Below are 14088 nucleotides of genomic sequence, written 5' to 3' on the forward strand. Positions count from 1 at the left end.
GCACCGCACCATCGAACTTGTCGGCCCAGCCGGCAAAGGCGAACAGGCGTTCCACCGACAGGGCGACTTCCTCGGCACCGTTCTCGCCGGTCTGCGCCTTGATGCGGGCGGCGAACTCGTCGCGCCGGTAATCGAGGTTTTCAGCCAGGTAATAGAGGATCTGCGCGCGCGCATGGGCTGCGGTCGTGCCCCAGCCCAGCGCCTTGCGGGCAGCTTCAACCGCATTGCGGATATCCTTGCGGTTGCCCTCACCCACTTCGCCGACCAACTCGCCCTTGGGACCGAGCACAGGCCGGTTGTAGCCACTGTCGGGACGTGCCTGCTTGCCACCAATATACATCTTGGCGGTCTGGTCGAGGCTGCCGGTATCAAGCGGGTTTGTCGCTGCCGGTTTTGTCGGGGCTGCGGGCGGGGCTGCCTTGAGCGTCTTTTCCCAGGCGGGCTTGAGATAGACGCTCATGCCTTCCCGGCCGCCTTCGCGCCCGAAGCCGCTTTCCTTATAGCCGCCAAAGCCGACAGCGGCGTCGAAGTTGTTGGTGCCGTTGATCCAGATCACCCCGGCCTTGAGCTTGGGCGCGATATCGAGGGCGAGATTGATATTCTCGCTCCAGAGCGTGGCCGCCAAGCCATATTTGGTGTTGTTGGCCAGGGCCACCGCTTCCTCGGGTGTACGGAAGCTCATCGCAACCAGGACCGGCCCGAAAATCTCTTCGGCGACCAGGGTGTTGGCGGGCGAGACATTGGTGACCAGGGCGGGCTTGAGGTAGCAATTTCCGCCGGGCAGTTCAAAGTCGGGTTCGTAGACTTCGGCGCCTTCGGCGATACCCTTCTTCATCAGATCGCGAATGCGTTCGACCTGCACCGGAGCGACCAGGGCGCCGATATCGACCGACTTGTCGAGCGGGTTGCCGACGCGCAGCTTGGCCATACGCGCCTTGACCTTGGCGATGAAGCGCTCCTCGATGCTTTCCTGCACCAGAAGGCGCGAGCCGGCGCAGCAGACCTGGCCCTGATTGAACCAGATGGCGTCGACCAGACCTTCGACCGCACTGTCGAGATCGGCGTCTTCAAAGACGATATAGGGCGACTTGCCGCCCAGCTCGAGGCTCAGCCCCTTGCCCGAGCCAGCCGTTGCGGCCCGGATGATCTTTCCTACCTCGGTCGAACCGGTGAAGGCGATCTTGTCGATATCGGGATGATTGACGATGGCCGCACCGGTGTCGCCCTCGCCGGTGACGATATTGACCACGCCCTTGGGCAGGCCGACGCGCTCGCAGATTTCGGCAAAGAGCAGCGCGGTGAGCGAGGTGAATTCGGCCGGTTTGAGCACCACGGTATTGCCCGCGGCCAGGGCCGGTGCGATCTTCCAGGCCAGCATCAGGAGCGGGAAATTCCACGGAATGATCTGGCCGCAAACGCCATAGGGCACATGGTCGGGGAACTCGCGCGCCAGATGGGTGGCCCAGCCCGCGTGATGGTAGAAGTGCCGGGCCGCCAGCGGAATGTCGGCGTCGCGGGTTTCACGGATCGGCTTGCCATTGTCCATGCATTCGAGCACCGCAAAGAGTCGGCTATGCTTCTGGATCATGCGCGCGATGGCATAAAGGAAGCGCCCGCGCTCATAGCCGGAAAGGGCGCTCCAGGATTTGAAGGCGCCCCGAGCCGCCTTAACGGCCGCGTCGACATCAGCGGCGGTGCCATCGGTGATCTCGGCCAGCGAAGCGCCGGTAGCCGGGTTGTCGGCGGTAAAGGTCTTGCCCGGCTTGGTCCATTTGCCATCGATGAAGTGGCCGAACTTGCGGCCCTTGCTGTCGAGCCAGGCAATGGCCTGATCGGGCGCTTCGGGGGCCGGGCCGTAGTCAAGGCTATCGAAGATTTGCGCGATCTTGTTCATGTGTGGCCTCCTCGCGAGTGCCTGAATTCTTGGGGTGCGGCAGGGCCGCTGATGCTTCTCCCGGCGGGAAGAAGGTGGCGCTCAGCGCCGGATGAGGGGCCGATCCCCTTCACACGCGTCACACCATGGGCTGGCGATAATCGGCCGCGTAGTGGCCGGTCAGACCATGTTCGAGCTGCCGCTCGATATCGGTCAGCAGGCTCGACGCGCCGAAGCGGAACAGGTGTGGCTGGAGCCAGTTGGTGCCCAGTTCCTCTTTCATCAGCGCCATGTATTTGAGCGCGTCCCCCGCCGTGGCGATGCCACCAGCTGGCTTGTAGCCAATCTCGATGCCGGTCTCTTCGGCAAACCAGCGGATCATGCGGATCATGGTCAGCGAGGTAACGAGATTGGCGTTGACCTTTTCCTTGCCGGTCGAGGTCTTGATGAAGTCGGCGCCGGCCAGCATGCAGACCAGCGACGCCTTGGCGACATTGGTCTGGGTGGCCAACTCACCAGTGCCGAGGATGGTCTTGATATGCGCGTCGCCGCAGGCCTTGCGGAAGGCTTTGACCTGATCGTAGAGCGCCTGCCAGTCGCCGCGCAGCACCATGCCGCGCTCGATGACGATGTCGATCTCTTTTGCCCCATCCTTCACCGAAGCCTCGATCTCGGCGATCTTGGTCTCGACCGGAGCCAGGCCATGGGGAAAGCCCGTGGATACGGCGGCGACGGGAATGCCGGTCCCCTCCAGGGCCCGCACGGCGGTATCGACGAAGCTGTGATAGACGCAGACGGCACCGGGAAGGATGCGGCGGCCAGACATGCCGAGCTGGTCGAGAATGTCCTGCCGCACCGGATGGCGAGCCTTGGCACAGAGACGCTCGACGCGCCCCGGCGTGTCATCGGAGTTGAGCGTGGTCAGGTCGATCATGGTGATCGCCTTGAGGAGCCAGGCGAGCTGGTAGTCCTTCTTGACCGTACGGCGGGCGCCGATGGTACCGGCCCGGCGCTCCAACGCTGAGCGGTTCATGCGCACCCGTTCGACCCAGTCGAGATCGAGTGGATAGCCCGGATTGCGCTTGTGCACCGGCTCGGCGGATTTGTTGTCGACGACCTTGAGACTCATAGTTCCTCCACCAGTGCGGGGATCAGTTTCTTGAGTTTTTCAGCCCCCTGAACAGCCATCAGCTTGGTGTGCTCATGGCTGATATTCTCGCTTGAAAGACCCGCGCCCATATTGGTGATGGACGAGCAGGCCCACACTCTCATGCCTAGGAAACGCCCGAGAATGACTTCTGGTGCCGTGGACATGCCCACGGCGTTGGCGCCCAGGCGCATGGCCATCTGAATTTCGGCCACAGTTTCAAAGCTGGGTCCAGAGTACCAGAAATAGATCCCTTCCCCGAGCGCATAGTCGAACCGTTGCGCCAACTTCGTCGCCTTGGCGCGCAGATCGAGATCGTAGCAATTGACCATGTTGACAAAACGGCGGTCGGTCGGCTCGCCAATCAGCGGGTTCATGCCGGCGTAATTGATGTGGTCGGCAATCAGCATCAGATCGCCGGGCTGGAAGCGCTGATCGACCGAGCCAGCAGAATTGGTGAGCAGCAAGGTCTCGGCGCCAAGCTCGCTCAGCGCCTCCAGTGCCGGGCGCATCGCAGCGGCATTGCCGTGTTCATAATAATGCTGGCGGCCGGTGAGCACGGCGACGCGCTTGCCGCCCATCTGGCCGATCAGCAGATCACGGCCGTGGCCAGAGACACCGCCGCCGGGAAAGCCCTTCATTTCCGAATAGGGGATGGTGATCTTGTCTTCGAGCAACGCACCAATATCGGAGAGACCCGAGCCCAGCACAATGGCCGCAGCGATCGGCTCCCTCCCGGCGATCTTGCGTATGGTTTTGGCGGCTTTGGTCATTTCTACAGATGCTCCGGGCCAAAGCTGTGTGGCAGAAGCTGATTGAGCGTTTGCACCAGCGGGGTACCATCGACTCCATGGGACACAATTTCGACGCCGGGGTCGGCAAACTCGCGAATGCGTTGTCGGCACCCGCCACAGGGCGTCACGGGCAAGACGCCCGGGCCGGTAACATAGATGCGGCGGATGCGCGTCCCGCCACCGGCCAGCATGGCGGCGATGGCGCTCGGCTCTGCGCAATTGCCAACCGGATAGGCCGCGTTCTCGACATTGCAGCCCGCGTAGATCTTGCCGTCATCTGCCAGAATGGCGGCGCCGACCTGAAACTTCGAATAGGGCGCATAGGCCCGGGCGCGCACGGCCTCGGCGGCCTCGAACAGGGCCTTGTCGATCTCTTCGGTTGTCATGTTGCCGTCATCGCCAGGCCCGAAGGACCTAGCGCTCCTTGGTGTAAGGCACGCCGATGGCCTTGGGGGCGACGGCGCGGCCGATGAAGCCGGCAAGCAGTACAACAGTCAGGATATAGGGCAGCGCCTGGATGGCCTGGACCGGAACCTCGCCGATGATCGGGAAAACCTGACCCTGGATGCGGAATTGCACAGCGTCAAGGAAACCGAACATCAGGCACACCAGCAGGGCCGGCCCCGGCCGCCACTTGGCAAAGATCAGGGCCGCCAGCGCGATGTAGCCGCGGCCCGCCGACATGTTGTTGTTGAAGCCTGCCGACTGGGCAATCGAGAGATAGGCGCCGCCAATGCCGACCAGCAGGGCGGTGATGATAAGGGCCTGATAGCGCAAACGCGTCACTGAGATGCCAGCGGTGTCGATGGCCTTGGGGTTTTCGCCCACGGCGCGCAACCGCAATCCGAAACGGCTGCGGAACAGCACCCATGCCGTAACCGGCACGGCAAGGAAGGCAAAATAGGTGATGATGTTGTGCCCTGAGATCAACTCACCATAGATCTGGCCGAGCACCGGCACATCGCGCAACTCTTCTGCAAATGGCAGAGTGATGGGGTTAAACCGCTGATCGCCCGAAAGCTGGGGCGTGTAGCCGCCGCGCCGGAACCAGGACTGGCCCAGGAACGTGGTGAGGCCCGCCGCCAAGAAGTTGAGCGCCACACCGGAAATGGTCTGATTGCCCTTGAAATTGATCGAGGCCAGACCGTGAATGCCGGAGAACATCAGCGCCGCGGCGATACCTGCCAGCAGGCCGAGCCAGGCCGATCCGGTGACGGCCGACATGGAGGCGGCAGCAAAGGCGCCGGCCAGCAGCTTGCCCTCGAGCCCGATATCGATAATGCCTGAACGCTCGGAGAACAGACCGGCAAGAGCCGCCAGCATCAGCGGCACGGCCAGACGCACCGTGGAGTCGAGGATGAGCGTGACGTCGACGAGAAGCTGTTCCATCATTTCTCTCCCGCCGGTGCGTCAGGCTGGAAGAACATGCGCGAGAGCGGTCCGCGCATCATGTCGCCCATGGCTCCGGTGAACAGGATCACCAGCGCCTGGATGGTGACGATCATTTCGCGGGTTATACCCGGCATCTGGAAGGCGAGTTCCTGGCCGCCCTGGTAGAGCATGCCAAACAGTAGGGCCGACAAGCCGACCCCGACCGGGTGCCCCTTGCCCATGAAGGCCACGGCGATACCCACAAAGCCGGCGCCATTGACGAAGTTGAGAATGAGACGACCCTGCACACCGCCAACATTGTTGACCGCGACCATGGCGGCGAAAGCCCCGGCCAGGGCCATGATTGCCATGATAGTCTTCTGGGTGGAAATGCCGGCATAGCGGGCCGCCACCGGGTTGTTCCCAACGGTGCGGACCTTGTAGCCGAACTTGGTGCGCCAGATCAGCCAATAGACAAGAACCAGAGCGCCAATTGCCAGGAAGAAGGTGAGATTGACGGGCGAGTTCTTGAACAGCTCGATAAAGCTGCGAAGCTGAGGCACGCGCGTTATGGCGTCGAGAGGCGCGCTTTCGTCGGAATTGACACCTTCGGGCTTCAATATGCGGCTGATGATATAGCCCATCATCGAGACGGCAATGAAGTTGAACATGATGGTGGTGATCACCACGTGGCTGCCGCGCTTGGCCTGTAAATAGCCCGGCACAAAGGCCCAGGCGGCGCCAAACAGCGCCCCGCACACGATCATCAGCGGGAAAACCAGGGCCCAATGCATGCCATTGAGCGCTAACCCGATGAGGATTACGCCCAGCCCCCCGACATAGGCCTGACCTTCGGGCCCGATATTGAACAGGCCCGCGTGATAGGCGAGCGAGACGGCGAGGCCGGCGAAGATGAAATCGGTAGTGTAGTAGAGCGTGTAGCCGAAGCCCGAACCGTAGCCGAAGGCCCCGTAGAGCATGATGCCGACGGCCTGAAGCGGGTTCTGCCCGACGGAAAGAACGATCAGCCCGCCGATCAGGAAGGCAAGGGCAACATTGAGAAATGGCAGAAGTACGACATCGGCCCAGCGTGGCAATGGGGTCATCAGTTGGTATCCCTGCCGGAATTGTCTTTGGGGCTCATTTCGACCAGCGTCTGATCTACGGGTGTTTCATGCTCGGACAGGGTGCCCGGCTCAGTCTCGACATTGTCGGCGTGCGACCCTGTCATGCGCAGACCCAGTTCGGTTTCGTCGGCGGTCGCCGGATCGGCCTCACCCACGATCTGCCCATCGAAGATCACCAGGATGCGGTCCGAAAGCGAGCGGATTTCGTCCAGCTCCACCGAGACGAGCAGGATAGCCTTGCCGGCATCGCGCATCTTGATGATCTGGTTGTGGATGAACTCGATGGCGCCGATATCGACACCGCGCGTCGGCTGGCCGACGATCAGCACTTCGGGATCGCGTTCCATCTCACGGGCGAGGACCAGCTTTTGCTGATTTCCGCCAGAGAAATTGGCGGTCTTGAGGTCGAGGTCAGCGGGGCGGACATCGAACTTCTTCATGTATTCCTGCGCTGCGTCGCGTGCAGCGGAAATGTCCAGGGCCGGTCCTTCGCCATAATCATCCTGATAGCCCAGAATGGCGTTTTCCCAAGCGTTGAACTTGGTGACGAGTCCCATGCGCAGGCGGTCCTCAGGCACATGGGCGAGCCCGGCCCGCCGCGCCCGGCTCGCGCCATCATCACCGCTGATCTTAAGGGCATTGCCGTGGACGCGAATGGTGCCCGATTTCTGGTCACGCATGCCGGAAATGGATTCGAGCAACTCAGATTGACCGTTGCCGGCCACCCCTGCAATGCCGACGATCTCGCCGGCGCGCACCTGGAAATTGACACCCTTGACGCGCGGCGTGCCAAAATCGTCGGTGACAACGAGGTTCTCGACCTCAAGCCGCACATCGCCGGGCTTGGCGGCGCCTTTTTCGACCCGCAACAAGACGCGGCGCCCCACCATCAACTCGGCGAGATGCTCGGGTGATGTATCGGCGGTGGGCAAGGTTTCGACCATTTCACCCTGGCGCATGACCGAGACTTCGTCGGTGATCGCCATGATCTCGCGCAGCTTGTGGGTGATCAGGATGATGGTTTTGCCTTCCGCCCGGAGCTTGCCCAGAATACGGAAGAGATGGTCGGCCTCGGCCGGCGTCAACACGCCGGTGGGCTCGTCCAGAATAAGAGTCTCGGCGCCGCGATAGAGCGCCTTGAGGATTTCCACGCGTTGCTGCTGGCCCACCGAGAGGTTGCCCACGATCGCATCGGGGTCGATATCGAGCCCATAATCCCGGGCCAGGTCCTTGAGGTGGCCGCGCGCGCGGTTCAGCGTCGGCGTCAGCAGGGCCGAATCCTCGGCGCCCAGGACGACGTTTTCGAGCACGGTAAAATTGTCGACCAGCATGAAGTGCTGGTGCACCATACCGATGCCCAGGGCGAGCGCATGGCGGCTGTCGGTGATATTGTGGGCAACGCCGTCCACATGAATGGTGCCGCTGTCGGCGGTATAGAAACCGTAAAGGATCGACATCAGCGTCGATTTGCCGGCCCCGTTTTCTCCCACAATGCCATGCACCGTGCCGCGCTTGACGGCGAGGTGAATGTCTTTGTTGGCGTGAACCGAACCGAAATGCTTGTTGATGCCGACAAGCTCGATAGCGAGCGCAGAGGCAGCGGCCCCGGAGGACCGCTGCTCGTTTGTCGGGTTAAGACCTGTCATCGCAGTCTCACCCTTTTCGTTTCAAGACTTACAGGGCGTCGCAGTTCTTGTCGGTGCGGTAGTCGTGCACGGTGACAGCGCCCGAGATGATGTCGGCGGAGGCCTGTTCGACAGCAGCCATCATCTCATCAGTGATGAGATCGGCATTGTGCTCGTCAAAGGCAGCGCCGACGCCGTCTTCCGCCAGACCGAGGACGATCAGGCCCGGCTCCCAAGTACCATCCTCGACGCCCTTCATGGCGTTGTAGGTGGCCACATCAACGCGCTTGATCATCGAGGTCAGGACCGCACCGGGGTGCAGATGGTTCTGGTTGGAGTCCACGCCAATGCCATACTTGCCGGCGTCAGCGGCAGCCTGCAGCACGCCTGCACCAGCACCGCCGGCGACCTGGAAGATCACGTCCACGCCCTGATCGAGCTGGGACTTGGCAACTTCGGTCGCCTTGACCGGGTCGTTGAAGGCATCGAAGCCGGTGCCGACATAGGTCTCGAGCACTTCAATATCTGGGTTCACCGACTTGGCGCCCTGCGCATAGCCACAGGCAAAGGCTTCGAGCAGGTCGAAATTGAAGGCCGGCACGACGCCGATCTTGCCGCTTTCCGACTTCATCGCTGCCAGAACGCCGACCAGGTAGGAACCTTCCTGCTCCTTGAAGACCACGGACTGGACGTTTGGCAGATCAACGACGGTGTCGATGATGGTGAACTTGGTATCGGGGAATTCCGGCGCCACGGCGCGCAGCGCAGTTTCCCAGGAGAAGCCAGGCAGCACGATCGGATTGTTGCCGCGCGAGGCGAACTGGCGAACGGCCTGCTCGCGCATGGCGTCGCCCGAGATTTCCAGATCCTGGTAGGCTCCGCCTTCCTCGCGGAAGCGCTCGGCGCCGGTGTAGGCCGCCTCGTTGAACGATTTGTCGAACTTGCCGCCACCGTCGTAGACGAGCGCGCCATCGGCGAAAGCAGCACCGGCCATCACTGCGCTCAGTGCAACACCGCTCGCGACGGCCTTGGTAAAGGTCGAAATTTTCATTGAATCATGTCTCCCTGTCTCGCACCAGCACCGGAACCTAAGTCCGTAGGTCAATCTGCGTGCGCTAACAGCGGATAAAATCGTGCAATGGCCTCTGCCGCAAGAGGGAAGGCGCTAATTTTTCCCATTTGGTCAAAAATGGTTGAGAGATCTGCCCAGCAGGACCGGAAAGAAACTGACTCAGAAGCGCGATAGCAGGGCCTGGAAGAGCCGCCCCAGATCAACATCGACAAACATTGTCACAAGGATCGCGGCTGCCGCGATAATGTAGAGAGCAAGACTGTCACGAGTGTCTGTGGACATGATGGGATTTGAATCAAGCTGTTGCAATCCCGCTTCTCTAGCGCATGGCCAGCGGCGAAATCATGGCCGAGTTGCGGCCGATTCCGGCATGGTTAACTCTTCCTGAAGATCGCGCTCAGGCCGGGCTGAGCGGCTCGATTTCCGCCCCCATGGCGGTAGCAAAGCGTTCGAAGAATCCATCAATGATCTTTTGCGCCGAGTTGCCGATCACGGCCTTGCCCAGTTTCATGATCTGCCCCGATGCGCCGCCCCTGGCGGTAAAGGACAGCAAGGTCTGGTCGCCATCGTCGGCCAGGACGATATCGGCTGCCCCTTCGGCCAGTCCAAGCAGCCCGCCCTTGCCCTTGCCGGCCAGGGTGTAACTCGCCGCCGGGACGACGTTTGTCAGCACCAACTCGCCTTTAAAGACCGGCTTGACGACACCGAGATTGACGGTGATTGCCAAATCTAGCGTATCCGGTCCGGTCCAACCGATGTGGCTGCAGCCGGGAATGGCGGCCTTGAGCATTTCAGGGTTGTTCAGGGCTTCCCAGACCAGCACGCGACTGGCCCCGATGCGGTAGCGTCCACCAAAATCCATCAGGCCAGCGTCCTCGCTGCAATCGGCGCGGAGACAAAACAGTCGTGCTTTGCGGCCATGATCTTCCCCCAAGTCTTTACGTGCGGCTTTTTCGCACCAATATGGACTAAATAGTTGCCGGGTCGTGCAGTTGCAATTGTCAGCCGGTCCCGCAGACGCAATCTAGAGAGGGCCGCAAGCTTCGCCAGCCCGGCCATATGCCCAGAGGGAGCCAGGGATGACCGATCAAGTGACCACAGCCACCACTGCCAGCGCATCAAACATGTCGGTGATGTCCGAAAAGCCGCTGCAGTATCTGGACAAGGCGGTCAATGCCATTCGCGACCTGGGCATCTGGCCCGAACAGCAGGCTGAAGCGCCGATCACCGGCCTTCTGGTGCAGATTACCGAATTGGATGAAACCCGCGTGATCCTGATCGGCCGCACGCTGAGCCAGGCCAGCGCCTTTAACGAAGTGGTGCGCGAGCAGATCGCTGCCATGAAGATCGGTGAGCGCTATGAGGACATCACTAAGGGCTTCGATTCCATCCGCGACGACGCCAAGGGCATGGTGGACCAGCTCGAGGACAACAAAATCGACCTGTTCGAGCGCGCTTCCAATGTATGGATGAAGGTGAGCCGGGGCGACATCGCCACCCGCTTCAACAAGATCCGCGACACCTATCTCGAGGTCACGTCGGACACCAAGGACCAGATCGACCGCGAGCACACTATTCTTGAGGCCTACCGAGATTTCCGCGGCGCGCTGAAACAGTCCGAAGTGATGGCGCTCGAAGTGCTGCAGACCGCTGAAGCGCGGCTACGGGAAAAGAAGGAAACTCTGCAAAAGGCCGCCGACGAGCTGGCCGCCTATGCCGGAGACGTCCCGGCCGACCGGGCGCGGCTGGAAATGGCTCGCGATGAGCGGTTGCGCGAAATGCAGAACGAGGAGAAGCGCTACCAGATCGCCAAGGATCTCTCGGACAACCTGACCATCTCCTACAACACCTCGGAAGTGGTGATGGCTCGGCTGATGCAGACCACCAATGCCAAGGAACGGGTCTACCAGCAGTCGATCTCGTTCTTCTCGACCAATGAAACCGTGCTGACGGCCCTGTCGGCCTCATTTACCGGCATGTTCGGACTGCATGAATCGACCGAGACGCTGAACGCGATGAAGGAGGGCATGAGCAAGTCGCTCGAGACCCTCTCCGAGATCGGCGACAAGGTGCAGGAAGAAGCGATCAAGGCTGGTTACGGCCCGACCGTGCGCGCCGATGCAGTCAAGAAGCTGGTCGATAGCGTGGTCAATTTCCAGGAAAAGAGCCGCAGCATCATCAATGAAATGCGGGTGGCCTCGACCAGGAATTCGGCGGAGATCCGCGACGCTGTCGAAGATGGCAAGAAGCGCCTGGCGACGCTGGCGGCCGAGGGCAATGCCCTGTTGCTCGACACCAAGGGCTGAACCACGAGGCCAGGGGTAAAGGCATTGCATTGAGTAAGGCGCTGCATGAGTAAGGCGACGGCGACACCCTCCGCTCCACTGGACGAGGTCATGCTGGCGATGGATGTGGTCGACACTCTCCGCCACCGGCAGGATCTTGTGGCGCGGGAGTTGGAGGGGGTGACCCGCGAGCAGCAGCTCATCGAGAGACTGCGTGCGGTTTATCACCAGCAGGGCATCGAGGTCCCCGACCATATCCTGAAGGAAGGGGTTTCTGCGCTGGCCGAAAGCCGGTTTGCCTATGAGCCTCCTGCTCCCGGTTTTAGAACGACGCTGGCGCGGCTTTACGTCGAGCGCAAGAAGTGGGGCCGACCGCTCATGGTCGGATTGATCGCGCTCGTGGCAGCGGGGGTGGGCTATTTCGGCGTCTGGCAACCCTATCAGCGTGGTCAGGTTGAACAGGCTCGCATGGAGCTGAGCGAGGGCCTGCCGGCCGAGATGGATGCGCTCTACCAGACCATCTACGAAGAGACCAAGGTGCAGCAGGCGGTGACCGAAGCCGAAGCGCTGGTCGAGCGGGGCAAGGCATTGGCGGCGGAAGGCGATCGTGCTGGCGCCGAAGACGCCGTAGCACGCCTGACGGCACTGCGCGACCAGCTGCGGCTCGAATATGTGCTGCGGGTGGTCAATCGCGAGGGCGTGCAGTCCGGCTTCTGGACCTTTCCCGAAATCAACACCGAGGCGACCAATTATTATGTGGTGGTAGAGGCGCTCGACCCCGATGGCAATGCGCTGACCCTGCCGGTCCTTAATGAAGAGACTGGTGAGACCGAAGAGGTCGATATCTGGGGCGTACGCGTGTCCGAAAGCGTTTATGACTCGGTGGCCGCCGACAAGCGGGATGATGGCATCATTCAATCCAATCTCATGGGTCGCAAATCCGATGGTTTCCTCGATGTTGAATATGCCGTGCCGGTGCTGGGCGGCGCAGTGACCAGGTGGTAGGCCAATGAGCATTCGCGGACCCCAGGCCCTGGCCAGCCTTGAAGAGGCCATGCGCGACATTCGCCGGGAAGAAGACGAACTCTCCAAGCGGGTTTCGCGCGCCGCCGAGCGAGCGAGCAAGATCCGTGAGCATGAGGCCGAGCTGTTTCGCCAGCTGGCCCGGCTGCGGCTCGACCCTGTCGTGCAGGCCGAACTGGACGGGCGCATCTCTGCCGCCGAGGCGCGCGCCCGTGAGACGCTCAAGGCGCATGCGAAAGATGTCAGCAAGGCCGAGAAATCGATCCGCGCACTCGACGCCAGCCGCGCCGAGCTGACGGAGAAGCGGGCTGCCGCTATTGCCGTGCTTGAGGAGCAGCAGTCCCAGCTCAGGTCGTTGAGCGCGGCCCAGTCCAGCAAGCTTGCGGCCGACCCGGTCTATGCGGCCAAACGGGCGGAAACCGAAGAGCTGGACCGGATTGCCGAGCAATCGCTGCGCAAGACCGAGCAGGCCGAGGCCGACCGCGAGGAAAAGGGACGACCTTATCGCGAGGATCCGCTGTTCATGTATCTCTGGGAGGCGGGCTATGGCACCTCGGCCTACAAGGCCAGCAATCTGATCCGCTATTTCGACGGCATGGTGGCCAATCTGGTCGATTTTTCCAAGGCGCGGCCGAACTACGCCATGCTCAACGAAATTCCACTGCGCCTGCGCGAGCATGCCGAGCGGCAGGAAGCCAATGTGAGCGCGGCTGAAGCCGAGCTGGCGGCGCTGGAAATGGCGGCGGTGGATGCAGCGGGGGGCAAGCCGCTGCGCCAGGCCATTGCTGTGGAGCAGCAGAGCGTAGAGACGCTGGACGCCGAAATTGCGCGGCTCGAGGACGAGCGCGATGCGGCAGCCGAGGCGCTGCAAACCCTGGCTGAAGGCAAGGATCCGGCGTTCGAGGGCGCTGCGGCTGAACTGGCGGCGGCGCTGGGCCGGGAGGACATCCGGACCCTGCTGGCCGAAGCCCGGCAAACCCGGACCGGCCAGGACGACACGCTGGTGGCGCAGATCGACGAAGCCCGGGCCAGGCTGCGCGAAGAGGAAGAGGAAAGCCGCGAACAGCGCGAGCGCCTCAAGACACTGGCGGCCCGGCGCCGGGAACTGGAAGACATTCAGTGGGAGTTCAAGAAGCAGCGCTTCGACGATCCCGGCTCGAGTTTCAAGGAAGACCGGCTGGTCGGTGATCTGCTCAACGACTTCCTGCGCGGCGGCATTTCAGCTGCCAGCTATTGGGACCAGTGGCGTAAAAGCCAGAACTGGGCGCCAGGCAGCGAATGGGGCGCGGGCTACAAGAGCACACGCAGTTCGCAGCGCAAATCCAGCCCCTGGCCGCCGAGCGACGGTGGTTTTCAATGGCCCGACAGCAGCTTTGGCAGCACTGGTGGCGGAAAGGGCAGATCCAAAGGCGGGCTACGCGGCGGTTTTGGCGGCGGCTGGAGCGGTGGTTCTTCCGGCGGTGGCTTCTCACGGCCCCGAACGGGCGGATCAGGCTCGCGCAAGCATGGCGGCTTCAAGACTGGCGGCGGGTTCTAGGCGCGGTGCAGCCCGACGCCGGTCCGGGGTTGAATCCTCAAAGCCTGTTTCTGGTGATTGTCCACAATCAAGCCAGTGCAGGTCGCCGCACCGGTGCGCCCAAGACGCAGAGCTGCTGTTCTTGCGCATGACCCAGCGCGGCTTTGTACGATCTGTACCGTCTATTGCGTACCAAGACCGGGAAGCGTACCCGAACAAGACCGGCTAGGTTCAGCAACTTTCGCTCTGTCGGCT

General features: G+C 62.0%; 12 protein-coding genes and 1 pseudogene. 3 read left to right on the top strand and 10 right to left on the bottom strand.

Annotated features, from left to right (window positions below; translation table 11 throughout):
- The 10 genes and pseudogenes from GGR20_RS16925 to GGR20_RS16965 all read right to left on the bottom strand — a co-directional run.
- The coding region (locus GGR20_RS16925; protein ID WP_183312538.1) for an aldehyde dehydrogenase family protein at nt 1–1894 on the bottom strand (1894 nt) is incomplete at its 3' end.
- Nucleotides 1895–2012: 118 nt separating this feature from the next.
- On the bottom strand, nt 2013–3002 hold the full coding sequence (gene deoC, locus GGR20_RS16930; RefSeq protein ID WP_183312539.1) for a deoxyribose-phosphate aldolase: 990 nt from the start codon (nt 3000–3002) through the stop codon (nt 2013–2015).
- Nucleotides 2999–3793: a purine-nucleoside phosphorylase gene (locus GGR20_RS16935; RefSeq protein ID WP_183312540.1), complete on the bottom strand. Its 795-nt coding sequence runs from the start codon at nt 3791–3793 to the stop codon at nt 2999–3001. Before GGR20_RS16935 ends, deoC begins: the two co-directional genes overlap by 4 nt.
- Before the next feature lie 2 nt (nt 3794–3795).
- Complete coding sequence (locus tag GGR20_RS16940) at nt 3796–4200, bottom strand: cytidine deaminase (RefSeq protein WP_183312541.1); 405 nt, start codon at nt 4198–4200, stop codon at nt 3796–3798.
- Nucleotides 4201–4228: 28 nt separating this feature from the next.
- Nucleotides 4229–5203 (bottom strand): ABC transporter permease, encoded by a 975-nt coding sequence (locus GGR20_RS16945; protein ID WP_210283235.1) that lies wholly within the window; start codon nt 5201–5203, stop codon nt 4229–4231.
- Nucleotides 5203–6291 (bottom strand): ABC transporter permease, encoded by a 1089-nt coding sequence (locus GGR20_RS16950; RefSeq protein WP_183312543.1) that lies wholly within the window; start codon nt 6289–6291, stop codon nt 5203–5205. Before GGR20_RS16950 ends, GGR20_RS16945 begins: the two co-directional genes overlap by 1 nt.
- Nucleotides 6292–6407: 116 nt before the next feature.
- A pseudogene (locus tag GGR20_RS16955) lies at nt 6408–7958 on the bottom strand (ABC transporter ATP-binding protein); the annotation flags it as partial.
- A gap of 28 nt (nt 7959–7986) precedes the next feature.
- The gene (locus tag GGR20_RS16960; RefSeq protein ID WP_210283236.1) at nt 7987–8988 is read right to left on the bottom strand and encodes a BMP family lipoprotein; all 1002 of its coding nucleotides are present in this window, start codon (nt 8986–8988) and stop codon (nt 7987–7989) included.
- A gap of 180 nt (nt 8989–9168) precedes the next feature.
- On the bottom strand, nt 9169–9291 hold the full coding sequence (locus tag GGR20_RS19010; RefSeq protein WP_276511952.1) for a hypothetical protein: 123 nt from the start codon (nt 9289–9291) through the stop codon (nt 9169–9171).
- A gap of 115 nt (nt 9292–9406) precedes the next feature.
- Entirely contained in the window at nt 9407–9871 is a 465-nt protein-coding gene (locus GGR20_RS16965; protein WP_183312545.1) for an SRPBCC family protein, read from the bottom strand.
- A gap of 217 nt (nt 9872–10088) precedes the next feature.
- Here GGR20_RS16965 and GGR20_RS16970 point away from each other — a divergent pair, with 217 nt between their 5' ends.
- Genes GGR20_RS16970 through GGR20_RS16980 form a run of 3 tightly spaced genes read left to right on the top strand, consistent with a single transcriptional unit; the run spans nt 10089 to nt 13854 of the window.
- Nucleotides 10089–11315 (top strand): RLV_5639 family protein, encoded by a 1227-nt coding sequence (locus GGR20_RS16970; RefSeq protein ID WP_420827457.1) that lies wholly within the window; start codon nt 10089–10091, stop codon nt 11313–11315.
- Nucleotides 11316–11360: 45 nt separating this feature from the next.
- Nucleotides 11361–12299: a DUF6384 family protein gene (locus GGR20_RS16975; RefSeq protein ID WP_183312546.1), complete on the top strand. Its 939-nt coding sequence runs from the start codon at nt 11361–11363 to the stop codon at nt 12297–12299.
- Nucleotides 12300–12303: 4 nt separating this feature from the next.
- The gene (locus GGR20_RS16980) at nt 12304–13854 is read left to right on the top strand and encodes a coiled-coil domain-containing protein (RefSeq protein ID WP_183312547.1); all 1551 of its coding nucleotides are present in this window, start codon (nt 12304–12306) and stop codon (nt 13852–13854) included.
- Nucleotides 13855–14088: the final 234 nt, after the last annotated feature.

The organism is Devosia subaequoris (assembly GCF_014197055.1).
Taxonomy (GTDB): domain Bacteria; phylum Pseudomonadota; class Alphaproteobacteria; order Rhizobiales; family Devosiaceae; genus Devosia; species Devosia subaequoris.